The 24,304-nt window shown below is 38.8% G+C and carries 23 protein-coding genes; 3 read left to right on the top strand and 20 right to left on the bottom strand.

The annotated features are described in order from the left end of the window. Positions 1-353 precede the first annotated feature (353 nt). The 4 genes from ACFFRD_RS06770 to ACFFRD_RS06755 form a co-directional block, all read right to left on the bottom strand. Positions 354-1,868 carry a GH3 auxin-responsive promoter family protein gene (locus ACFFRD_RS06770; protein ID WP_392480894.1) on the bottom strand — a complete coding sequence of 505 codons (1,515 nt, stop codon included), beginning with the start codon at positions 1,866-1,868 and terminating at the stop codon, positions 354-356. Beyond that, positions 1,868-2,476 carry an acyltransferase gene (locus ACFFRD_RS06765; RefSeq protein WP_392480893.1) on the bottom strand — a complete coding sequence of 203 codons (609 nt, stop codon included), beginning with the start codon at positions 2,474-2,476 and terminating at the stop codon, positions 1,868-1,870. Before ACFFRD_RS06765 ends, ACFFRD_RS06770 begins: the two co-directional genes overlap by 1 nt. Further along, the gene (locus tag ACFFRD_RS06760; RefSeq protein WP_392480892.1) at positions 2,476-3,225 is read right to left on the bottom strand and encodes a sterol desaturase family protein; all 750 of its coding nucleotides are present in this window, start codon (positions 3,223-3,225) and stop codon (positions 2,476-2,478) included. Before ACFFRD_RS06760 ends, ACFFRD_RS06765 begins: the two co-directional genes overlap by 1 nt. 208 nt (positions 3,226-3,433) lie before the next feature. Beyond that, a complete protein-coding gene (locus tag ACFFRD_RS06755; protein WP_392480891.1) occupies positions 3,434-4,450 on the bottom strand; it encodes a Rieske 2Fe-2S domain-containing protein in 1,017 nt (338 codons plus the stop codon). Between the two features lie 254 nt (positions 4,451-4,704). Here ACFFRD_RS06755 and ACFFRD_RS06750 point away from each other — a divergent pair, with 254 nt between their 5' ends. Next, complete coding sequence (locus tag ACFFRD_RS06750) at positions 4,705-5,463, top strand: hypothetical protein (RefSeq protein WP_392480890.1); 759 nt, start codon at positions 4,705-4,707, stop codon at positions 5,461-5,463. 166 nt (positions 5,464-5,629) lie between these two features. Here the strand turns inward: ACFFRD_RS06750 and ACFFRD_RS06745 are convergent, their stop codons facing one another. The 9 genes from ACFFRD_RS06745 to ACFFRD_RS06705 all read right to left on the bottom strand — a co-directional run bounded on the left by ACFFRD_RS06745 (position 5,630) and on the right by ACFFRD_RS06705 (position 12,581). Then, positions 5,630-6,094, bottom strand: coding sequence for an SMI1/KNR4 family protein (locus tag ACFFRD_RS06745; RefSeq protein ID WP_392480889.1), 465 nt, complete (start codon positions 6,092-6,094; stop codon positions 5,630-5,632). A gap of 14 nt (positions 6,095-6,108) precedes the next feature. Continuing rightward, entirely contained in the window at positions 6,109-6,501 is a 393-nt protein-coding gene (locus ACFFRD_RS06740; RefSeq protein ID WP_392480888.1) for a deaminase domain-containing protein, read from the bottom strand. Positions 6,502-6,533: 32 nt separating this feature from the next. Further along, positions 6,534-6,821, bottom strand: a complete 288-nt coding sequence (locus tag ACFFRD_RS06735; RefSeq protein WP_392480887.1) for a 2Fe-2S iron-sulfur cluster binding domain-containing protein — start codon at positions 6,819-6,821, stop codon at positions 6,534-6,536. An 18-nt stretch (positions 6,822-6,839) separates the two neighbouring features. After that, the gene (locus ACFFRD_RS06730; protein WP_392480886.1) at positions 6,840-8,045 is read right to left on the bottom strand and encodes a P-aminobenzoate N-oxygenase AurF; all 1,206 of its coding nucleotides are present in this window, start codon (positions 8,043-8,045) and stop codon (positions 6,840-6,842) included. 39 nt (positions 8,046-8,084) lie between these two features. Further along, complete coding sequence (locus tag ACFFRD_RS06725; protein ID WP_392480885.1) at positions 8,085-8,990, bottom strand: ferritin-like domain-containing protein; 906 nt, start codon at positions 8,988-8,990, stop codon at positions 8,085-8,087. Positions 8,991-9,110: 120 nt separating this feature from the next. Next, on the bottom strand, positions 9,111-10,163 hold the full coding sequence (locus ACFFRD_RS06720) for a Rieske 2Fe-2S domain-containing protein (RefSeq protein ID WP_392480884.1): 1,053 nt from the start codon (positions 10,161-10,163) through the stop codon (positions 9,111-9,113). 5 nt (positions 10,164-10,168) lie between these two features. Continuing rightward, a complete protein-coding gene (locus tag ACFFRD_RS06715) occupies positions 10,169-10,909 on the bottom strand; it encodes a hypothetical protein (protein WP_392480883.1) in 741 nt (246 codons plus the stop codon). Positions 10,910-11,233: 324 nt separating this feature from the next. Beyond that, positions 11,234-12,175 carry a Rieske 2Fe-2S domain-containing protein gene (locus tag ACFFRD_RS06710; RefSeq protein WP_392480882.1) on the bottom strand — a complete coding sequence of 314 codons (942 nt, stop codon included), beginning with the start codon at positions 12,173-12,175 and terminating at the stop codon, positions 11,234-11,236. Beyond that, positions 12,159-12,581, bottom strand: coding sequence for an Mpo1-like protein (locus ACFFRD_RS06705; RefSeq protein ID WP_392480881.1), 423 nt, complete (start codon positions 12,579-12,581; stop codon positions 12,159-12,161). Before ACFFRD_RS06705 ends, ACFFRD_RS06710 begins: the two co-directional genes overlap by 17 nt. Before the next feature lie 398 nt (positions 12,582-12,979). On the opposite strand from ACFFRD_RS06705, the gene ACFFRD_RS06700 reads away from it, so the two are divergent. Further along, positions 12,980-15,118, top strand: coding sequence for a peptidase domain-containing ABC transporter (locus tag ACFFRD_RS06700; protein ID WP_392480880.1), 2,139 nt, complete (start codon positions 12,980-12,982; stop codon positions 15,116-15,118). Positions 15,119-15,280: 162 nt separating this feature from the next. On the opposite strand, the gene ACFFRD_RS06695 is transcribed toward ACFFRD_RS06700, so the two are convergent. Together ACFFRD_RS06695 and ACFFRD_RS06690 are read right to left on the bottom strand one after the other, a co-directional pair. Further along, positions 15,281-16,849, bottom strand: a complete 1,569-nt coding sequence (locus ACFFRD_RS06695; protein WP_392480879.1) for an HlyD family efflux transporter periplasmic adaptor subunit — start codon at positions 16,847-16,849, stop codon at positions 15,281-15,283. Between the two features lie 172 nt (positions 16,850-17,021). Continuing rightward, positions 17,022-17,297, bottom strand: a complete 276-nt coding sequence (locus tag ACFFRD_RS06690) for a hypothetical protein (protein WP_335233659.1) — start codon at positions 17,295-17,297, stop codon at positions 17,022-17,024. Between the two features lie 596 nt (positions 17,298-17,893). On the opposite strand from ACFFRD_RS06690, the gene ACFFRD_RS06685 reads away from it, so the two are divergent. Then, a complete protein-coding gene (locus tag ACFFRD_RS06685) occupies positions 17,894-18,199 on the top strand; it encodes a hypothetical protein (RefSeq protein WP_392480878.1) in 306 nt (101 codons plus the stop codon). An 87-nt stretch (positions 18,200-18,286) separates the two neighbouring features. Here ACFFRD_RS06685 and ACFFRD_RS06680 read toward each other — a convergent pair whose 3' ends face one another. From ACFFRD_RS06680 to ACFFRD_RS06660, 5 genes are read right to left on the bottom strand one after another with little or no spacing between them, the layout of a single operon-like run. Continuing rightward, positions 18,287-19,990: an amidohydrolase family protein gene (locus tag ACFFRD_RS06680; RefSeq protein ID WP_392480877.1), complete on the bottom strand. Its 1,704-nt coding sequence runs from the start codon at positions 19,988-19,990 to the stop codon at positions 18,287-18,289. A 47-nt stretch (positions 19,991-20,037) separates the two neighbouring features. Beyond that, positions 20,038-20,925: a hypothetical protein gene (locus ACFFRD_RS06675; protein WP_392480876.1), complete on the bottom strand. Its 888-nt coding sequence runs from the start codon at positions 20,923-20,925 to the stop codon at positions 20,038-20,040. Next, entirely contained in the window at positions 20,922-22,049 is a 1,128-nt protein-coding gene (locus tag ACFFRD_RS06670; RefSeq protein WP_392480875.1) for a DNA-methyltransferase, read from the bottom strand. Before ACFFRD_RS06670 ends, ACFFRD_RS06675 begins: the two co-directional genes overlap by 4 nt. Before the next feature lie 49 nt (positions 22,050-22,098). Then, on the bottom strand, positions 22,099-23,382 hold the full coding sequence (locus tag ACFFRD_RS06665; RefSeq protein WP_392480874.1) for a glycosyltransferase: 1,284 nt from the start codon (positions 23,380-23,382) through the stop codon (positions 22,099-22,101). Between the two features lie 8 nt (positions 23,383-23,390). Then, on the bottom strand, positions 23,391-24,029 hold the full coding sequence (locus ACFFRD_RS06660; RefSeq protein WP_392480873.1) for a YybH family protein: 639 nt from the start codon (positions 24,027-24,029) through the stop codon (positions 23,391-23,393). Positions 24,030-24,304: the final 275 nt, after the last annotated feature.

Here is a 24,304-nt window from a genome sequence, read left to right as displayed (position 1 = left end):
TTGTCTCCGTGTATATCAATATGGCATCTAGCGATCGCCTTATCGCAATAATCCGCTTAGAGATGCGTTATCGCTGCGAGGCCCAATGCCATTTTGCATCTCTAATATTGAACTGCTTGTAGTATTCTTCTACATTTTTCAAAATTTACAGAACGAAATTAGATTAATTTATTGATAGTAAAAAAACATCCAATCTCCGCTACGCACATCTGTGCGCCTCTATAAATGTGCTTTTTAAGACTTCAGTACTTCCATGAAATGAACTTACCACAGAGGTGATCGCAGATGATGACTGTTGGGAAATTACTAAATAAACAAGGACAGCAAGGAAATCATCAAAATCTAGAGGTTAGCTATTTCTGGTCAATTTCCAACTTCAACTCTTGTAAAAGTTCAGTACTAATGGGTGAAGTTGCCAGAATTGGATGTTTAATACCTCCCCAAATACTTCCAGTGCGGATACGATGGGAAACTAATATTTCAGAAATTTGACTAGAGATTAAAACCTGTGGTGGTGCAAGTTGACCGATGGCTCTAGCTCTTTTGTAATGATATGATTCTGATAAAGCTAGATCCAATTGTTCGGCAATAGTTTGTGGGGTTTCTTTTGCCGAATCTAGTAATAGAATATAGTGTGGAGGATCGGCAATGGGCATCAAACTTTTAAAATTATTTTCTTGCAAATTTAACATAGTCAGAGCATTTTTTACAAAAGTTTCTTGTAACTTTTCGCCCACCAAATCGCTAATAGCTTGATGTCGTCCGAGAAACTCTAAACAGGGAGTGTGGCGATAGTAATGAGTTACCCGGATGCGATCGCCAATTCGATAACGATACAATCCTCCTTTCTGGGATAAAATAATCCTGTATTCCTTGCCAATGTTGAGTTCATGTAAACCATGCAGTGAACCAGCATCATCCTCGAACTCGAAAAACACTTCATCCAGAACTGGCACACATCCCCCAGCCACAATCAAGGGAATCGTCATTGGGGCTTCCGTTGCTAGTAATCCTTTACCTTGAATTAATACACCTGAAAATTGCGATCTTAATCCCTGAGCTTGATCTGCTGCATTGGCGCTATCCCAGCAAGAAATTAGCTTCAAATTTGGCCAGAGTTGCATCCAGGGAATATTGCTTTCGCTGAGAAGTTGCAGGCGATGAGGTGAAATCCGATTGTGTAATTCTATTCGCAATAAATCCTGATTTTCTTGAATGTATTTTAAATGTACTTGGAGAAAACTAGGACTCCAAATAGAGATAATTTCTAATTTCTCAGCCTCTAATAATGCCAAAGCCAGTTGATGTTTAAATACATTCGCGTCATGCAGCCGATTAAGTTTATTTGGCATCACCAACCAAGGACGCAAAAACCAACGCAACCAGCCATCTAAATAATCTAAATCATCCTGTAAAGTTTGGCTATCAGCTACATTTAATTGTGACGAGATACAAGCATAAAGCTTGCCTGTAGAAAATTTCGGGCCATGTACAATCAAATCATGCGCCCATACACAGAACATCTGATTAAACGATCGCCGCAAAGATTGAGTATAAGGAATCCATTTTACTGCTCCACTACTACCAGAGGTTTTTTCATAGAACAAAATTGGTTCTGGTGTGAGGGAAATTTGCTGCGGTTTCTGATTTAACCAGGGTTCGAGTGCATCATAATCTACGATTGGTACACGCTGCCAATCATCTACAGAATGAATTCCCAAAATTTTACCATACTCACTTTTGATTAGCCGATCGCAAATTTCCTTTTGTACAGATGTCTGCATTAACTCTGGGTTATCCAAAGCTTGATGAAATCGCCTCGCAGTTGGCGCGAGAATTTGCCCAAAAAGCTGAATAATCGGACGCATTATTGCACCTTTTGATTAGGATAAAGGTTACTGATTGCTGGTACATAAGAACCATCAGCAATGACGACACCAGCAGCAAGATTAGATCCAGCACCAACAAAAACATTGCTGCCAATCTTGACTTTTTTGACATACAACATTAAATTTTGCTTGCGGGGTTTAATAATGTGAGAATAGATCCCGACACCATGTCCGATAACGACGCGATCGCCAATTTCTAATAAACTGCGATCGGCAATCTCCAATCTTGTTGTCCAGTATACATCTCGCCCCACTTTAGCACCCCACAATCGCAACCAACAGGAAAACACCCCTGGAATCAGTCGCAGCACTGCTTCCAACACCGGAATTGCAATATAAATTACCTGGATTTGATGACTACCCCACCAGGGACTATATTCTTTACCTTGTAGATAACTAATGCCTTCCCGCACAGGATAAAGCCGTTCATGCAAGCGGTAAACTAGCACTGGTAGCCCATAAATAAAAAGGAACACCGCCAGAATGCTGAAGATGTTAGGTGAATAGGCGAGGTAGACTATTGCTGCCCCAGTTAGCAATAATATAAAGGTTGGAAAAAAGGAAAGAATTTTACTTATAACTGTCATTAAAATGGGAATAAAAGTTTTTGGAAAAAGTTTAATGAGCTAGGAATTCCGATTATAGATGGCAAGTTTTTACTTTCATAATATGTTCCATGTAACTTATCCCAAATTTTCAGATTAGCCCCATAGTTATAATTGTGGACTTCGCGGCAATGATGCCAAGCATGATCCTGTGGTAAGATTAACCAAGAAGATAAAAATTTATAAAGCCAGCTACTTTCAGGAATTATCAAGCTACTATGTCGCCATAAATCTAAGGCAGAAGTTAGACTTACTCCAAGTATATAACCTGTTGGATCGGCTAATAGATACAAAAATAAAGTGTGTATCCATAAATAAATAATTAACAAACTTGTCCAAAGTGTATTGCGAGAAGTTCCTAATACATCCATCTGAGTAACAGTATGATGGACTTGGTGAACCTTCCACAACAATTTAGTATGTAATAAACGATGATTCCAATAATATAAATAATCAACCACAACAAAACTGATAATAAAAGCCGAAACTACTGATACTTTTAAATATCCTTGTTGAGAGGGTAGTAAATATTGATAAAGCCAATAAACCAAAGTAGCTTGTAGTAAGGGAATCAAAATTCCTTGAATCGTTAACCCTGTACTATCTATTAGCCAATCTTCACGACTTTTCACTTTAAATTGAGTTTGTCCAACCTGATTGGTAATAGTCCAACCAACTAATCCGATAAAAGAGCCAAAAATTAGTAGTTGTGAAAAGTTCTGTATTCCCACTTCTGATTGCTCACGGTGATTTGGATTAATTACGAATTATTCTTAGAGGATGTTTGAAAAGTCCTTTTCTTAGTAGCAAAACATTTTAGATCCCCCTAAATTCCCCTTAAAAAGGGGGAATTTGATTCCAGTTCCTCCCTTAAAAAGGGGGGTTAGGGGGGATCAACAAATGCCTAAAATCACAGCTAAATACTTTTCAAACAACCTCTTAAACCCAAAATGTAACTTTTACTGATTGGTTTGGCAATAAACGCGGATCTTCTCCACGAGATATAGCTGCCATAATTGACTCGATAAATATATGAATTGTGTCCGCAGAGGTATTATAAAATTGTGTCCCGTATTTAGCGATCGCTTCCCCCTGAATACCTAAAATTTCCACGTCTTGGCGGATAATGTGTTGAGCAGTCCACCGCACAAAGGGACGTGCTAACTTATTCCAAATACCATAGTTATAGGTGACATCCGTGTAAACCAGAGTTGAATTATCGGTTTCTGGAATAGATTGACTGGTAATGAACAAATGGCGATTATGTGCCATCTTATACTCTACAGAGGTAATATTTGGCATATAAAAGCGATCGCTATGTTTAATCTCTGCACCCTGCAAATTCAGAAAACGGCTGTACCATCCCAAATTACTGTTTTCGTTGCGATACTCCACCAAAACCGAACCATTCCAGCGTTCTACAGTCATCTCTAACTTTTGTTGGCGGGAAGTACGGAAAACACCAGGATGAACAAAAGCCGTATGGGGAATATCAATAAAGTTCTCCGCACAATTAGTCACATTGTTAGCAAAACGGTTAATTACCCGTACCGTTTCCCATCCTCTTTGTCCGTAGTTAGGCATAGAAAATGGTTCAAGATCAACGCTATCAGCTAACCGCACATAAACATAGCCATCCTGTTCTTTGGTAGCGTAACACTTGGCTCGACGCTGTGGGGAAGGTTTGAAATCATCTCCTTCGGCTGGAACAGCAATAACGTTTCCAACCCCGTCATATACCCAACCATGATAGGGACATTGTAAAGCACCGTTACAGATTTTACCTGATGATAAACGGCTATTGCGGTGTAAACAGCGATCGCGCAAAGCTACGGCTTGTCCATCTTCACCGCGAAATATCGCTAACCATTCTCCTAAAACGGTGCGTGATAATACCTTGTTAGGTTGTAACTGTTCGCTGAGTGCGACAATGTACCAGAAATCTGCAAATTGCATAGTGGGTGGGAGAGGGGAGAGAGCGATCGTATTTAAATTATGGCAATCTATAATAGGGCTACTATTTTATTTTTGAATAAGCTGTAAACCGTAAACCTTATCGAATCAACAATTGAGTCTCAGTATAATGAACAAGAATCAAACCGGATTCCTATATTTAGACTACGAAGTTATTTGTGAAGCGGATAGTAGTTGAAATCGTGAGATTTCTGTAGTAATGTACTGATGTATAAAAAAAGCAGGAATTTATACAAATGGATGATAAGATAAATGAACTTACTAAAAAGCTTGATGAAGTTTTAAGAGTTTTACCTCCACAAGATTCATCAAAAACAAAACTGTTAGAATTTGCTGAAAAGTTATTTATTCCTGTTTCGTTAGGTATTCTTGCGTTTATAACTAGCCAGGCAGGAAACAAAATTTCATCTGCACAACTCAGACTCGCTGAGGCACAAAATAATAGACAAGCAATTGAAGCAAAAGACAATTTACAGACCAAATATATTGAATTATTTTATCGGGACATAAGTAGCCAAGATTTGAAAAAGCAGTCTGCCGCATTATCTTTACTCAAGTTAATACAGCCAGAGATATCCAAACCTCTATTAGACTGGGCAAGCTTGAATGTGAAGGAAGAATTAAAGGCTGAAACAAAGTCTATTGGAAAACAGATTAATGCTCGAATAATAAGCGTACTCAGTGATTACAAAATCATGCTTTATTTTCCCAATTCAAAGCAAAACTTATCTGAGACGGCTAAAAATATTCAACAAACTTTAGTCAAATATGGCTTAAGAGAAAACAAGGTAATTCTCAACGAAAAAGACAATGATTTTTTTCAACGCCTTGGCTATCCTACCGCTTATGAAGTTCGTTACGATCCAGGAGTCGAAGATAATGCATCTGAACTTTTAATAAGTATTTTGAAGGAATCGTATCCATCAAAGCAATTTACCAAACGTCCAGTTGGGAGTAACACTAAAAATTCTATTTCTATTTTCTTCATAGAATAGTAAGTACTAACTTTACACGGTTAAAGATTTAAAAGTTTTACTCCTCACCACCCTCAAATGCTGCCAACATCTCATCTGGTAAAAGGGGCGTTAAAGTCTTCTGGCACTACAAATCAAACAGTCTTGGTTAAAAAGAAAACTAACGTCAATTGGATGTGCTAAATATCTAACTCGCTAGAGACATCAAAGACTTTAAATAAAGGTCTATTTCCACCGCTAAAAAGTCACTAAACGTATCATGACTTTTGACGAAATAAGGCTCTTGCTGCCCTTCGCAATATGAGTAAGTCGGTGGGTTATCACCTTCAGAAAGCCTAAAAAAGCTAAACTGATAACCCTGGTGCATGAAAAATACAAAAGCATCCTCTGGCAAAGCTTCAGGAAAATCATTTTCTACCAAAAGTTCTTTAGCCCATTCTTGAATTTGCGGTAGATGCTGGTAGAAACAATCTGAACCACGCAAAAACTTACCAGCACCATGCCCCATCATCTTGAGAAAATCTTTGTAATTACTGGGCAAAGTAATACCTTGCTGTTGTTCAAATTGAATTATTTCCAAATCTGAACATGGCGAAAGCTGATTCTCGTTAAAAATAAGCTGAAGTGGTTCGGGTAAATTGCGAATTGACATTTATACCGACTCCTTTACGCAATATTTCCGTGATGTATATTTAGCTGAATATTCGGGAAAGTTTGCCTGAACTGCTTAATGACATACTCACACGAATCACATGGCTCTCTTTCAGTGAATAACTCAATCTTACCCTTTACTTCTTTATTATTTGTATATTTTTCGGCAATAGCTTCTAATATTTTGTACTCTGAGTCTAAGTCTCTTCGATGTCCAGTAACTTCAAAGGTTTTAAACATCGGTTGATTCGGTAAAACAACCGCTCCCTCTCGCAATAGCTTACCACTGAAGGCGAATAGCTCGGTAAACGTCTCATCTACCCATACTCTAGCAATAGCAACATTTCGGGCTGGTGCTGGCACGTTACAAGTTTTACGAATTTCTGCGACGCGCTTTAACCAATCCATACTTGCTCTTTTAGTTGTTTTTAAATCACCATCTAAATCTTACGAATTTCAAGATTACCCATAACATCAACAAGCTGACAAGCTAACCGCGCATGAGGATGATTAGCTGCTAACGTCTCCAGCATTTCCTGTTCATCAGGTTGAGGTGGAGGAATATCACCAATAACCTCAACCAAACAAGTGCCGCAAATACCAGTCCGACAACCAAATAAAACAGGTGAATTCTGAATTGTGAGATGTTCAGACAAACTTTGATGACATTCCAAAGTGATCGGAAGAAAAGCACTTCCCGGAAAGGATATCTTACATAAGTCAGCCATAATATGCAATAATTTTACTTAAACAACACTCTTCCATTCCTCTCTGTGGCTCTGCGTATCTGCATGAGATAAGAACAAATCCTCTTGATGTTCAAAACCTTGAAAAGCCCTTTTTTGAGTCGCCAAATATCGAGAAATTGAATTAGTTCCCATCAGTGACATATCCCGATTATGTTGCCAAAGATAATCGAGTTTTTCAACATACATCTGATAAGATTTCATTGCCTCCTGATGAGTTGAAAAACTGCGCTGTAATCCTTCCGATTCCTCAGTAAAGCAACGCCGCATCATTTCTTTAGCATCTTTGTCACTCATCTCAAAAATGCGCGATCGCAACACCCGATAAATCTTGCCATACAGCGCCGGATCGTACCAAAATATCCCGTTAATCGCCGCAGAAAAATGAAAATGATCGCGCTGACATCCCAGCAATCCTAAATTAGCAACCAGTCTCTCATAAGCATTCGGTGGCTTAAGGCAAGTGATAACATCGTGAGATATAATTGTCGAACTATTGAAATGGAAACTTTCATCCATGAAGTGATAATAGGAGACTTTAGCAGGGATTGGAGCAGCTTCAGAATGAGGATGTTTTTGATAATAATTGCTGAGTTTGTGCTGTACTAACTTGCCGTTTAGTGTCCGTACTCCTCGGACTGTAAAATACTGACAAGCCAAAAAAGTATTATTCGCAGAAATCAGCCCAAAGTATTGAAGTTGAATTTTTTTCCACCAAGTTTTTAGGGCATTGGTGTCAGCATAAACCATCGTTTCTGTAAAGGGGCCGCGCATGGGGTAGGTAAAGATAAGTTCCCCAAATAACGCTTGTTCAACCTGTTTGGCAATTGTGCGGAAGGCGTTAATGTGCGATCGCTCTTGGGCGGATTCCAAATCTAAAGTATCGCAGATTAACCGAAAATCTTCTTGGGCGTAAAGTCCGGCTGCACTGGTTTGATTGAAAAAGATAGTTGCAATTTCCGCAGAAACAATTTGTGAGTAGTAAGCTACCCAGTAAAGTTGGTTCAAAATTATACGCTGATGTTGGCTGGACTGTTCCCATAACGGTGTACCATATAGTAGGGAAAATTCCTCTGGATTCCAATACTCGTTTTGACAATCTTCATAGCGAAAATTGTTAACTGCTTCATCCATTAAAGCAGTATGATCTTGCTGTTTGTTGCGGGTGTGGTTAATTTGTAATTTGCGATGAATAGTTTTTTCCATATCCGTTTTTATTTAACGCAGAGATAAGATTGAGATTTATTACACACATTGATGGGCGGGGAGTGGTTCAAAGGCTCCGCGTTCTTCTAAATTTTGCAGGATAGACTGGGCTGATTTTCCCCCCATGAGCGATCGCAATATTTGTAATCGCGTTCCGCTATGGGTTTCTGTATCTAGTTCTTCTAAGATTTGGATTTTTTGCGATCGCGTCAGATGTCCTTTCACTTGTTCGATTGCTGCTAGTACGCTTTGTGGCCCCACCTGCACCATAAACAAAAACTGTGCCAATACATCGAGAATTGTTGTTTGACTGAATGCTGAAACAGTAATTTGATTAAATAAGGTGGTTCCCGTAGCGTGATGACGGGATTCAGATTGTAAAAAACTGGAAAAAAGTTCTGCTAAAACTGGATAGCGACATTCCTTCGCTAAACGTCGATAATGGCTTAAACCCCATCCTTCTAAAACCACTTGCAGCACAAACAACAAAACTGTTTTATCTGCACTTTCAACCACTTCTGATAGTAAGCGTAAAAACGGATCGTTCGTGCTAGTTACTTCCATTTCTGGTAAAAAATGGCTAATTTGGTGAAGGTGGGTAGCTTCATCAGCCGTAAACAGTCCATAAAGGATTCGTTCTTCAACTGTTTCTGCTAACAGTACCATTTTTGCCATGTAGCCAACGCCTGCTTTCTCAATGAAATATGATTCTTCTAATAAACTGCGGTTAGCAAGTTCCAAAATAGCAGATTGTTCATTAATATTAGATTGCTGAAAAATTTTGACTTGATATAACTTAAAAAAATCAGCATCCCAATAATTTAATTGCGGGGAACTATCATAATTATTCTGATTAGGTAACGCTGCTGTTAATATCCGTCGCAAACGGTCATCATTATCTGTGTGCGGTAGGTCAAAACCGACAATGTTATATTTTAAATCCATTTTTTTCCTGTTCAATTAATGTGAATTCAGGGTTATACCAATTCTCCGTGAGTTTGTACTTAATGATTACTCCTTCTATCTTGGCGTACTTGGCGGTTCGTTTAATAATTAACTGCATCTTCATAGCGAATTACTATTAGGTGTTGATAAAGTTTGAATATTTGGATAATTAACAGTTTCCCACTTTCCCCAGCTTAAAGCTTTTTGTTGATTAACGTGCTGAATAAATTCCAGAATAGATTGATCTGCTTTAGTAGGAGTCTTTAAATCAAACTGAATTGTTTGAAATACCTGTGTATCCCCTTTAGCAAAGTAATTACCAACCTGCTGAGTTAACCATAACAAACCACGATTTAAAACCCATCCCCAAAATCCCGGACGCTTGGGAGTGACAAGAATTGTTTGCCCTTCAGTTTTGCCACCTTCTATCATTCGCAGTGTAAATATAATGTAGAAGTGCAGAAAATCCGGGCCTAGCGTCACAGTGCCAGTGCTGCCATACCAGTAACACATACTATAAGTAACTTCGTTGCGATATAGAGGACGAATTAGGCGAATTAACCAAGAATCGTCCCCTCCGCGTGTAGTGTTGCTGAAGACAATAGCGTTAGGGTTGAGGTTTTGAGAATCAAAAACAATCTCTAAAGGCAGATTATGTACTGTATTGAAGTGGTGAGCATCAATCGCATTAATTAGTAAGACATTGGGATGGCAGTTTTTGATAAATCGAGTCCCCAATATATAATCACAATCTGCCTGTTCTAATTCTGGTACAAAAGGCAGCGAACTTGGCTTTTCTTCTCCCACCCAAACCCAAATAATGCCGTATTTTTCTGCTGTGTGCCAAGTTTTAATACACACAGGTAGCGGTTTTCCGAGAGAAGGAACGTCTACACAAATTCCGCGACTGTCATACTTCCAATTATGAAAAAAGCAGCGAATTCCATCACCTTCTACCTTACCTTCTGCTAAATGAGCGCCCATGTGTGGACAATAAGCATCTATAGCTACTACCTGACCACTAACTCCCCGATATATTGCCAGATTTCTACCTAGCAACTTTATAGCTTTTACCTTGCCAACTTTTAATTTTTTTGATGGTAATGTCCAGTACCATCCCTCTATAAATTGTGTCGGATTATTAAAGTTTGATTGTGGATTTGTAGATACCATAAAAATTAAATGAGAACACAATCTTGCACAAATTGTAAGGATGATTCTGACTCCCACATCCGTTTTCCCGCACGAGTGAGATTATCATAGTTAATTTCAGTTAAACAAACTAATTCATCCCCTAATCGATAGCCAGGGTTTATTTCTTCAAAAAACTGGATATGGGGGTTAGTTTGTCTTCCTGTAGGGATTTCAATTAACTCCTCACAGAGAATTTGGGGATGCGGAAAATTGACGATACCAGTTGATTCTTGGTATAAACTACCATAGTATTCCCGTGCTAAATTCACCATCAGATTTGTTACATCGGCAGGTGTTGTAACATCATAACGCGGATAGAAATCTTGCCAAAAAGTAGGGAGAAAACGATAAGTGCGAAAACCAGAGCAAATTAGCAGCCAGTAAAGTTTATTTTCTGCATAATGTTGACGCAGAAAGTTGATGGCGGCAATCCAACTTCGTGGTAATGTTGTACTCGACCAAGCACTAGGATCAACGATAGTGTCGCCGGAATACACTACACTAATTTTTTCTCCTAAAAAAGTCGTTTGGCATAACATCAGAGTTGAAAATCCTTTGAGTGCGTTGGATGTTTCATCTCTCAACAACAAAACCCAGTTTTTGCGCTCTAGATCGATTTGAAAGCCATCCCAGGTTATACCTTGAAAGTGATTTTGCAGCAACGCATACATGGCGATGCGATCGCTTGGCTGCAAATTTTGAACAGGAATCAGCAAACTTTTCATTATTCGGAAATTACCTAAAGTCGATTTGTATTATATTTAATTAAAACTTTATCGACCATTATGGTAAATTTACGGTGTAATGTGACAGATTCCAGAATGGTTATCTACGCTACAATTCCGTATTCTCATCTTGCACCTTCTCAATAAGAGTTGATGGAAATCGCGCATTCTACAAAATAATTAAGATGTATTTAGATTGAGAAATAAAACACAACATTACCAAAGCTTTTGTTGGGTTAAGCGATCGCTAATCTAATGTACTATTCTACACCCCGATTTTTTGACCATCGAGACGGTTTTAGCTGGTTTACATAGTCCATATATTCAGCTAATGGCCGATTCGATACTAAGGAGTAATTTTGGATTAAAGCGAATATTGTCGTAAATCTTACCATCCTCATCCCTGAGCATATAGTAAGCCAAGCGCGTACAGAATAGCAAAAACTGACTCAGCAAATATCCCACAATGCCTTTACGCTTTTCAGTTACATAAATTGGTTGAATTCTCGTTCTTCCAGGTGCAATTGGAGTATAAGCATATATCATAAACAGTGGCGGAAAAAGCCTGACATCCTTCATCATTGTTAACAAACCAATGCAACCATGAGCATAACGCATTAAATACTGATATGTAGAACCAAGAAATCTTTGACCTAACTTTTCTCGAAATGTAGTTTTGGGGAATTGTCCCCGCATTGTAAAATCAATTTGCGTCCCTAATTCGCTGCGATGTAGCGACAGATCCATTTTGATATCTAAATGATGAATTGTTTTTAAATGTTGAGCATCAATCCCATTCATCATACAAATATGATGATGACAACTTCTTTCAAATGGAATATCAGCTTTTGCAACAATTTCTTTTCCCTTCAATTCATCAAAATCAGCCACTCCCTCTGGTGCTTTAGCATCTGGATAAATCCAGATAAATCCATATTTTTCCTCTGTTGCATAGGCTTGCAATTTAGCTTGACTAGGAATTTCTGATTGACAGGGAATATTTTGACAAAGCCCTGTTTCATCAAATGCCCAATGATGAAATGCACAACGAATCCAATTACCATCAACCTTCCCAATTCCTAAATCTGTTCCCAAATGAGGACAGTAAGCATCCAAAGCCCGTACTAGACCATCTTCACCTCTAAAAATGGCAATTTTTTGACCGCATACTTCTACAGATTTTGCTGTTTTTTTAGGGATTTCATGACTAGTACAGGCAATATACCAACCTTTAGCAATTACATTCCAATTATTGAATATTTGCATAATTGTTTGACAGATAATTCTTTAATATTTCGTGCCGTTGGCTAATATCATTTCGATATTTACCAATTAAAATCCTGATTAACATTTTACCCAAACAGTAAGAAGCCCGCCAAGAGAAAACAGCATCTTGTAAATCAATATGGCTACGCTCAAATAAAAAATGTCCAGTTAATCCTAGCAACTGAGTCAGAGGTAAACCTAAAAGTAACCAAAAGTTTTGCAGCTTCCAAGCACAAAAGAGCAAACTATAAAAAAATAATATTCCCAGAATATGTAAAGTAATATTAATTGGATGCTGATGTTTAAGAATAAAAATATCCCAATAATCTGTAAAAGGATGATCCAGAATTTGATTATTAATTCGATTTCTTACCTTTTGTTTAGGATTAGAATTGATATTAATCATAAGAGAGTGGATGAGAAATTAATATAATTTATACCTTAATAGTCATTGTCAGCCACACAAATACCTTTACATTTAATACCGTTCGTAGCAGTACGCTGGCAATGAGAACATAGAACTTTTTCGTTTTCTGTTTCTTTATTTATCTTTATGCTAGTGCTTGCCTGTAGCTTATCTTTTTCGGTCTGGAGTTTTTCACTCATAAGAATCAAGGAAAATTTGTTGCTACCGACAGTTGTCAAGTCGGGATGGTTTATTGTAGCAGTTCGGCTCTAGAAATAATGTCCGAGTCCAAAGCAGGCATTGAAAGTGCGTATGGCGGTGGTAATTAGGGGGAGCGTTGTGTTAATTTCAGAACCCAATTGGGAAAGATAACGTAAAAAGTTGGGTATTTTTCTGTCATGAAAGCGGTTTTACAACACAGTGAAGAAGATTGTGGTGCTGCTTGCCTTGCAACCATAGCACAACACTACGGTAGAACCTTCGGCATCAACAAAATGCGGGAATTAGTAGGTACAGGTAAGCAAGGTACTACTCTGCTTAGTTTAAGACGAGGAGCGGAAAACTTGGGTTTTAATGCCCGTCCAGTGAGAGCAACTCCTGAATTAATAGAACGCTTGGATAGAATTTATCTGCCTGCCATCATTCACTGGAAAGGATATCACTGGGTTGTATTGTACGCACAAAAAGATCAGAAATATGTTATCGCCGACCCAGCAGTAGGTATTCGCAAGCTCAACCATCAAGAGTTATTAGAGGGATGGGCGAATGGTGTCATGCTGTTATTAACTCCAGATGAAACTCGTTTTTATCAACAGGAGTCGGATAAAATAGACGGCTTTGGACGTTTCCTCAAAAGAGTTTTACCCTATAGCAAAATACTTGCGGAAGCGATCGCAATCAATATTGTAGTTGGACTTCTTTCTCTAGCTTATCCTTTAATGATGCAGCTCCTTACAGATGATGTTTTGGTGAGGGGAGATATACAGCTATTAACTACCGTAGCCATTGCGGTTATTACCTTAAATATTTTTCAAGCTGCTATTGGTATTGTTCAATCTCACTTAGTCGGACAATATGCTCAAAGGCTAGAGTTAGGATTAATTTTAGATTACGGGTATAAACTCCTCCGCTTACCCTTATCTTACTTTGAAGCCCGTCGCAGTGGGGAAGTTGTTAGCCGCATTGATGATATAGAAAGAGTTCATAATCTAGTTTCTCAAATTGTTTTGGGTTTACCCAGTCAATTTTTTATCGCTGTCATCTCTTTGGGAATCATGATTTTTTATAGTTGGCAGCTTTCTTTAGCTTCCTTATTTGTCTTTATAATAGTTATGGGTATTAATTGGCTATTTTTACCAGCTTTACGACAAAAAACCCGTGCTTCTATTATTTTAAATACAGAAATTCAAGGTTTTCTTGTTGAAACTTTTCGCGGTATCCAAATACTTAAGACTACCCAAGGTACTCCTCAAGCTTGGGAAGAGTATCAAGCTAATTACGGTCGCCTCGCTAATTTTAAGTGGAGTACCATGAAGCTAGGGTTTTACAGTACCACCGTTACAACTCTATTCAATAGTTTGACAAATATTGGTTTACTTTGGTTAGGCAGCTACTTTGTAATTAATCGCACCCTAAGTATAGGTCAATTACTTGCTTTTAACGGCATGAGTGGAAATTTCTTAGGATTTTTGAGTTCGGTGGTAGGCTTAGTTAATGAATTTATTATTGCTCAAGTAGTAATTCAACGCCTCACAGAAGTCTTAGATGCTACAACAGAGGATGAGAAAGAGTGTAAAAAACCTTGGGCGGAAATCACTGCTGATACAGATATTGTTTGTACTAACCTGAATTTTCATCATCAAGGTAGAGTGAATTTGTTAAAAGATTTCTCTCTTACCATTCCTGGGGGAAAAGTAACAGCCTTAATCGGACAATCAGGTTGTGGAAAAAGCACTTTAGTTAAGTTAATAGGGGGATTATATGACTTGCAATCTGGTAATATTCGTTATGGAAATTATAATCAGCAAGATATATCTTTAGATTGTCGCCGTCAACAAATAATATTGATTCCTCAAGAACCGCACTTTTGGAGTCGTTCAATTATTGAGAATTTCCATTTTGCCTATCCTTCAGTTAATTTTGAACAAATCGTGAGAGCTTGTCAGATAGCTGGTGCAGACGAATTTATTAGCAATTTACCTGATAAATATCAAACTGTCTTAGGGGAATTTGGTGCAAACATTTCTGGAGGACAGAAGCAAAGATTAGCAATAGCTAGGGCAATTGTTAGTAATCCACCAGTGCTAATATTAGATGAGTCTACAGGCGCTTTAGACCCAGCATTAGAAACTAGAGTTTTAGATAATTTATTAGCAGAACGTCAGGGTCAAACAACTATTATGATTAGTCACCGCCCTAGAGTAATTGAGCGGGCTGATTTCATTGTTTTGTTAGAAACAGGAGAGTTAAAGCTGACTGGTACTCCCAATGAGTTACGTCAGCTACCCGGTCAGCACTTGAAATTTTTAACTCCCTAATATTTTGAAGTAAAAGTTTTTATAGCGATTCTCAGTTATGTGAGGTAGAGATAATATTTTGAAACGCATAGGCGCTTCGCCTTCCCGTAGGGTAGGGACGCAAAGTAAAGCGCAGAAGTACACAGAGATTTGTACCTCAGCAGACTAGGAAACGCATACTTATCATACATTGGCTACTAATCTTGCTTTTCTCAAAATAAATTGCAATACAGTTTCCTCTTTAGAGATAATATCAGCGCTTCCTTCCATTCCTAGTTGGATAGCACATTCTTTTCCCGCAATCTTCAATACATAGTTTTCGGGTTTAATATTCACCTTGTAACTACCTGTTTGTGAAATTTGTCCCATCCCGAAAGAAGAGTTAGAAGAATTTAAATTAGATTGAGGTTCTATTGCATCTGGAGAAATGCTGCTCACTGTTCCTTGTAAAGAGCCATAGTCGGGATAGGGACAAGCAGATACGCGCATATATACTTTTTGTCCCAGCCGAATTTTACTGATTTCCTCAGCAGGAATATCGGCTTTAATTTCCAATGGTGCTTCACTAGGAGCAATTTGGGCAATCATCTGTCCAGAACTAATGACTTGAGAGACGTTTCGTAGATTGAGTTGTGCTATTGTGCCAGAGGCAGAAGCACGAATTATGATATTTTGAAGTTCAATTTCTATTTGTTTAAGTTCTTTTTGGTAGCTGTTTAATTGATTTTCTAATTCTGTTCGTCGTTGAATAAGCTGTTCTCTTTCTTGCTGGAGTCTAGATAAAGTTGCTTCTCCTCTAGCTTTTTCTTGAGCAATTCTTTCACGAGCGATCGCCACTCCTGCTGTAGAGTTAAGGGTGCTTTTGGCTTTTTTTAGCCTTGCTTGGGCTGCTTCAACAGCTCTTTGTTGCTTTTCTACAGTTTGCTTGTGAGCTTCTACTATTGCTAATTGAGACAAAAATGCTTGTTGTTGTTGTTGAACTGCGAGAGTTACTTCTTCGTATGCGTCTTGAGAAAGCGCACCAGATTTGACTATCGGTTTATAGCGATCGCGTTTGACAATCGCTGCTTTGAATGAAGCTTGGGTTGCAAGTGAACTTGCTTGAGCCGACTTTAATTCTGCTTTGGCTGTTTCTAAATCATCTTGAACTAATTTTAAGTTAGCTACTAATTCTTCTACTTCCGTGCTGGTGCTAATTTCACTATTGCGATAATCCGTTTGAGTGCGTTGCAGTTCAGCTTGAGCAGCAGATGTGGCACGGTTTGTTTGTTCGTTTTCTGCTTGAATCTGTCTATCTAAAGCAGAAATTTGAGTAGTTATTTGAGTTGATTGAACTGTAGTTTGTTGAATATTGCCAAGAAGTTGACTTTTTTTAGTTTGTAAGCGAGAGCCATCAAGTATAGCGATGATATCTCCTTGTTTAACTTGCTGATTTCCTTTTACTAAAATATCTTTTATTATCCCTTCCGTCGCAGCTTGTACTAGGCGTAGTTCTCCAGCAGGACGAATGGTAGCAGCTACTTTAACTGTAGTTTTATATTTGAGGATACTTGCAAGGGTAACGCCTGCAACAAAGGTAGCTACAAGTATCAAACCGCCAATAGTTGTCCATTTACCGATCGGAGGTAAAAAGTCTTCTGGACTAGCAGCAGCTAGAGAGTTAAGATTAATTTCTTCTGGCTGAGGTATTGCTTTTTCTACCTTGGGGAAGGAATGAGAATTTGGGACGAAAGAGATATCGACATTAGTCATAGTTAAGTAGAAGAAGACAAGTTTAATAAGTTATAAAATTTCTAGTTGCATTTGAAGTGTAGTAAGCAAAAAGCTCTGCCTTTAATTGTTTGAAGGAGGCAGAGCTTGAGTAACTGCATTTCTCGGTTAGAGTTGAGAAATCAGGTAGATAAGTTGTTTGAGTCTTGCTAGTCTAATTTCCGTCTAATTGGTTCTTTCCCACCATTCCAGTTGCTTCTAAAGCTAGCTCACCTGCTGTGTAGAGTCCAAGTGCTGTCATGCCTCCAGCCTGAGTCACTCCGTTGCCTGCATTATTCAAAGTTTTTATTGTGGCATTTGAAACTGTTTTTGTAACTTTCTTCCACCAACTTTTACCTCCTGTCAATTGTTCGCAGCATTCATCTGATAAGACTTCAAATAATTCTTCTTGGTTTTCAATTTTCAGGCTTTCATTTTTGTTAATAGACATAATCGTTATTCTCCCAAATAAATACGAAAGTTAACTTGTTAACTCTTGAGCAAGAAAATCATACTCTTTCTGGCTCTAACTATTAATTAGATTAATCCAAAAGAATGTATATACACAGACTTGACAATCCAACCTTTGAAAGATAGCAGCCAATATAACAATTTTTTTTGCTCTTTATCAGTATTTATTTGGATTATTTTTCCGATCTAAGCTTAGTAAGTAAATCTATGGAATTTCATTCGGGATATAGTCTTTATTACTAGAATTATCAAGCTTTTCAATATGCAATATTTTTCATGTGTTTATATATATAAACAATATTTATAAAAAAATCATGAATTAGTTATAGTCTTGCAGGATTTCTTTAAAGTTATCAACAAACTTTCTAAGTTGTTTCTACCTATTTACCCTGAAATTGATTGGATTGTCTAAGCAGGTATCAATTAGCGTAAATATAGCATAGCTGCTATCAGGGGCAAAATAGCCCTCTCCTAAGAAAACAGAATGGTTTCTTTCATCCATAATGGGCGATCGCTCATGAACAGCTTCTGTCACTCTCCGAGAAGGCTATCGCTAGAAGCCTTATGAGGCAATCAATGCAACCTCAATACTTGTCGGTTAAGGGGAAAAGGGGAAAGGGGAAAGAAAAAACCTTTAACCTTTACCCTTTAACCTTTAACCTTTTCCCCAAACCCAATTCCGAGTTAAAAATTCTTAACCGAGCAGTATTGAATGCAACCTATACTATTAGAAAAAAAATGGGTCTTGTATTTGTTATTAAAGATGACGATGCAATTTTGATTGTTGAAGTTTTTAATAAAACAACAAGAACAACATCCAAGAAGATAATTGAGATTTGCAAAAAGCGTCTGAGCAAATATGATACCGATCAACAGGAGTAATGTGATGGAGCAAGCAAAGAGAGAACGTTTGGAATCTAAAGGCTGGAAAATTGGCACAGTTTCAGCTTTTTTGGAGTTAATACCGTTTCAAGGAAACAAAACAGTTCCCAACTTTTCACGCCCCAAGCGATCGCTCACTTCACCCCGACAAACAACCTGAACCCCATTAATATAAACCCTTTGTACAATCTCATCCGAACCACGCTTAACCATCCGAGGTTCACCATCTAAAACTGGATCTGATATCTGCACTTGCGGGCTAATTGGCTGATTTAAAGCATTGGGATCGAGTAAAACTATATCCGCTTTCGCACCAACTTTGATAACTCCCGTATCCAGACGAAACCAACCAGCAGGTTCTCCGGTAACGCGGCAAATCGCAGCTTCAGGTGAAAGAAACTTCGTTGTAACTGCTTGTTTGAGCAAAGACAAAGCTCCATCATAGTAGCCCAGATTACGCACGTGAGCGCCAGCATCAGTAAAACCAGGCAAAATATGGGGATGCTGCATCATCGCTAAACGGGGTTTTAGGCGATCGTTTGCTCCTGTCGCCACCCAGCGTAAATCTGTATCGTATTTTTGTAATGCGTGGATAAATAAATCTACTGGTTCTTGTTGCTTTTGACGAGCAATTTGGGCAAAACTTAACCCTTGCCAACTTGCTTCGGGACAGTGAATAACTTCCATCAAATCTAACCGACGATGGAATGATTTACGCCGTTTACTCAGCCATTCTTGGCGAAATTGACGACGAAAAATTTCCGATGCCCATAGTTGTTGCCTTTCCTCTCGTGACTGACAGCCATTGAGTTGTGCGCCTGTGGAGAATTCTTCAAATAAAGGAGTCACAGATCCATCAGAGTAAATGGTGAAAGGTTCGGTTAGGGTTTGAAAACGGACATTACCATTTAGAAGCCGATTCCAAATAAAAAGTAGGGGGGAAAATATTCGCCATAGTTTGCGATCGTGTACGGCATCTAAAGCAGAGAGAACAGTTAGCCGCAGTGGTTTTTGTCCAATCCCTGAACCCATACGCAGAATATCCACAAAGGAAGATAGCTTTTGTAAATTGGGTGTGACTTGAAAAACCCGTTGACTAGGCCGACACAAATCCGCTAACATTGCGTATTCTTTAAATTTGGCGTGTTGAGAGGGAATTGTACAGCCTTGCCATTCTCCACTCATCCGATGCCAAGGAAACATATCAATAGAAATGCCAATAAAGCCAGCATCTATTGCATCTCTGGCTATGCGCTGCATAAGATTTAGTTCAAATTTTGTCGGCTGAACCGTTAAACTACGTTCTAATCCCATCACATGAGCGCGTAAAGCACTGTGCCCAAACATTGGGGCAACATTGGGGCCAAGGGGTAACTGTTGCAAATGCTGTAAATATTCTGCTGGTGTCAGCCAGGAAACCGACTTTTTCAACCATTTTGCAATCAGCCGATGAGAAAGTGTCTCTACCCTCTGAAAAATATCAGCCAGGATTTGGGGTTCTGCGATCGCAACAGACAAGCTACAGTTACCAATAACCACGCTGGTAACACCATGACGAACTGATTCGCTCAATCCTGGTGCAATTTCTAACTCTAAATCGTAGTGGGTATGAATGTCGATGAATCCAGGTGTTACCCATAATCCAGAAGCATCAACCACTTCACGGGCTGGGGTAGTTAAAGAGGGCACAAGGGTGACAATCTGTCCGTTTTGAATGCCAATATCTCTGCGAACAGGTGGAGAGCCTAAGCCATCAAAAATTAATCCGTCTTGAATCAGCAAATCTAACATTATTCTTTCCGTGTTTCACACATCAAATAATCTCTGTGTGGTAGTTTTTAGCTATCATCAGCAACATCCTCATGTGTAGAAACTGGTAGAGGTTGTCCGACTGACAACAAAGTGCTTTGTGATAGTTTATTCCCAATTTGTCTCAACATTGCTTCAAGTTCCACTCTTGGGCTAGTTTGTAAACCAAGACAATCTGCTATTCCATTTGCATCGGTACTCCAACGTTCGGTGAGTTGAATGCGGTAGCCCGAACTTTCAGAAAGCAATTCGTAAGAGTGAAAGTGCATGGAATCTCCGAGACGTGGAGCTTGAATATGCTCAAAGGAGAATTCCCGTTTCATGTAATCAATCAGGCAATCTTGAACTACTAGAACAAGATGTTTACTCAGGTGTTCAAATGTGTGAATTTTATGATGGAGTTGCATTAAGATTGTCTTTGCAGTCATTTTCCAATTCATGCCGAAGCCTTTTGCCGATACAACATCTACATCTCGGACGGAGAAACCATTATTTTGAAGAAAGCGTTGTCGCTCAGGCCAAACTGTACCAGTGGTATCAAGCGTTTGTAATTCTATGCCGATAAAGTCAATAACTTTTCCTAAATGTACAGATGCAAGGCAATAATCAATACTACCTCCAGGCACGGAAATTTCAGGAACAATCCGAAGTTCATTACCGGGTTGATGCAGTGTCAATAAATGAAGGCAATCAATAAAGATTTGACTACGTTCAAGAAGTCGGAAAGGGCAAATGATGATGTTTCGAGATTCTCTCCCATAAGAGACGGTGCATGTGCCAATGGTAATATCAGGCTCACTTTTACGATTTTTGAGGCATTTACGAAATAAAAATGGACAGTTTTGACCAGATACAATGTCACGCCAAGAAAGTAATTGGTTCGTAGAATGCCCGTATAATTCAGTAACTTTAGTCATAGAAGCACCCCACACCTTTTACGAGCAGCAACAATGTATTCATCTGAGATATCAATTCCAATCGATCTACGTTCTAGTTGAAATGCAACAAGGTTTGTTGTACCTGTACCCGTAAATGGATCAAGGACAACACCACCTTTTGGACAGGTTGCCAAAATTGGAATTTTACATAGATCCTCTGGGTAAGGAGCAAAGTGAAGTTTTCGCTTTTGAGTATCCTCTGGAATAATATCCCAAACATCACTGGGTTTGCTGCCATTAGGGTGGTATTTGAGGAAGTAGAAACCGCGTTCAGCGAGTTCACGCGCTCGTCCAGAAACCTTTGCCGAATCAGAATGTGTAGTTCGCTGCTGACCACGAATAATCATACGAAAATCAGATATTTTACCTAGCCGGACTTCTTCTAATATCTGATTAAGAGCTTTCAGTGCATTTGCCTGTTCAGAATTGCTAAGTGCTGTAGATAACTCAATTTGCCTACGATAGCGTACACCAGAAACGCCAGTTGCAGAAACTACGGAACCATTGACAACTTTGGCTTGTCTCGGTTTTGAGCGAATTGCATCAACATCATAAAAATAGCGGTCTGTTTTTACAAAATGGAAGACAGTTTCATATACGTTTCGGAGCTTATCTTTCACATTGTCAGGTGCGCCTTTTACTTTATTCCAAATGACACTGTTCCGAAGAAGCCAACCCTGTCTATCGGTCATTGCAAGTGCTATTCGCCAAGGTATACCAATCATCGATTTACGCTGATATACATCCCCGATATTTAACCAAAAAGAGCCATTATCCTTCAAAACTCGTTTTATTTCAGAAAAAATTGCAAGTAAATTATTAATATAATCTTCCCAATTTTTCTCAAGCCCAATTCCTCCATTAATATAACTCCTTTGACCCCAATAAGGTGGAGATGTAATTACACAATCAATGCAATCAGCAGGAAACAGCTTTAAAAGAGCATAAGTATCAGCCTGTAAAAATAGAGGTACAATACCTGATGAGGTTAGATAATCTTTAATCGCACCCATATCATTTATAAAGTTGTTCTCCACGATCATGGAAGCACCTGAAAATTTCACTCTACTACTGTACTTGAATTCCGGGATTTTTTTCTTCAAGGGTTTATTGCTTCAGGAGTCTACTACATAAGGATAAAATATACTGCACCTAAGCAGCTCTACCATGATGTTCAGTTTTCACCCAGCGCGATCGCTCCCTTTGAACACACATCTTTAAAGTTGTCACAATCATCACAGGAATCCAATGCACCATGTATAATGACCCTTGAATTGTTGCCCAAAGCAAAGACCATCCTCGTAAATTTTGAAATTGATAAAGTCCAGCAATAAAGGCAATTGTCAAAATGATGCTGAGTAGTGTCTGGAGTGGAAACAGAACTGGATGATGGCTATAAAATATTGTCCAAAGTAAATCTGGTATTAGTCCAATTGGTAGAAGAAATTGCAATAAGAAAAACAATAGTAAATCAATTTCTTTCGCCCAACCTAAAGTAAGAATTTGCGGGAAATAATCCAGGTAACGCTGATAGCCACCTTCAGCCCAACGACAGCGTTGATTCCAAAGTTTTTCCCAAGTAGTTACACCTTCTTCCTGAATTGATGGAACTGTCACAAACTCAATTTCCGCACCTGCTAAATAAAGTTTGAAGCAAAGATCCAAATCATCGGTGACAGTGTTCTCATTCCAACCTTGACACTTTTCTAACAATTCCCGACGAACTAACATCCCATTACCCCGCAGTTCAGACATACCACCAATAGCAATGCGATGGGTTTGTAGAAAGCTATCACAGCACATTTCCATCTGCTGACAACGGGTTAAGAAATTGGTATTAGCATTAGAAATCACTTTTCGCACTTGCACTGCACCGATCGCTTGCTTCTGAAATAGAGGTACTGTTTGCTGGAGAAAATTGGCAGGTAATTGAGCATCTGCATCGCAGACTAAGATAATTTCCCCTTGCGTAAAGGGAAACACCGCATTTAACGCCCCTGATTTCCCACCTTTTGATTCCCGTCGATGAACTTGCAAAGATGGAAATTGAGTTTGCAATTTCCTCAAAACCTGGGGGGTTTCATCGGTACTACCGTCATCAACAACCCAGATATCTAGGCGATCGCTGGGATAATTCAATTGGCATAAGCTGTAAACTAGATTAGCCAAGACTGAACTTTCATTTTTAGCCGGAACTAAAATCGAGACTGGCGGTAAATAAATCTCACTCTCCATCACCGCCGCTACTGGTTTTGCTAACAGCATCCGTAATGTTTGCACAGTTAGGATTGCCGTTAATCCCAGCATCAACCATTGTGTTTTTGGTAGCCAGTGCAGCAAACTCACGCCACCCCAGACTAACAAAACTATTATGGTTGCTTTGAGACGGCGATGAAAGCTAATATTTTTATTGGGTTGATAAATGCTTCTTCCCACTTTATTTGCTATATCCTTTCAGTTCGTGGCTTAGTCCTGCGACGTAATAATAGCATCGTCACTGCTCCTAGAAGGAAACCGCCTATGCCTGCTGCAACTGCTAGAATGCGCCCCAATTGTTGAGCAGCATTTAGCACTGGGTTATTCAGTAGATTTGAGGAAAAATGCAGCGATTGAATCGTCCATTTATCTTGGAGTTTTTGCAGCACTGCTGTCCATCGCAACGCCATATCAGCCGCTTTGCCATCTTTGAAAGAAAAAGATGCGATCGCTTCTCCAGAGGCAACATCTATATCTGGAGTAAGAAATGTTCTAAGAGTATCTCCCTTCAGTTGCATTTTGATATCTTTGATGGAACTGGAAAACTGCTGATTCCAGTACTTTTCAAACTCAGGAACTTTGTGAAAAATCTGGTTATCAACTGTTGTGATTGTGAAATTTGGATGCAAGTAAGGCTGTATTTTGGCAAAATCGCGGCTGTTTAGGGCTTGCAGGGCAATGTCCCGTGTGCGAATAATTGCATTTATCTCCTGTGGGTTGACATCTGCTAGAGCGTATTGGGGTTGATTCCAAATTACTAACACTAACAAAACACTCCAAAGTAGCTGAGTGTATTTGTATATACTTATCTGTCTCTGTTTAATCATCTAAAAAACCTGTAGATTGAGTGACACTTACCGAGAATTTTTTAATGTTACTATCCACATTCAGCACTTCTTTTTGTTGGACATAAAGAAATACAAAAATAAGTGCTGATGAAGTCAATCAGTTTTCTCTAACCCTGATTTTAGGTTAAGTATTTTCATTAATCTATAATTGTTGACAATCAGCCTGTGTAAAAGCCAGGTTGTTTGAGAACTTACTGTGAAAAATCAGATAGATTAACCAGTCAACTTAATTACACCTTGGGTCACAAGATATT

The sequence above is a fragment of the Nostoc sp. C110 genome (assembly GCF_043099725.1).
Lineage (GTDB): Bacteria > Cyanobacteriota > Cyanobacteriia > Cyanobacteriales > Nostocaceae > Nostoc > Nostoc muscorum_A.
Note: the sequence above shows the minus strand (reverse complement) of the source record. Positions and strands in the feature narration are given on the sequence as shown.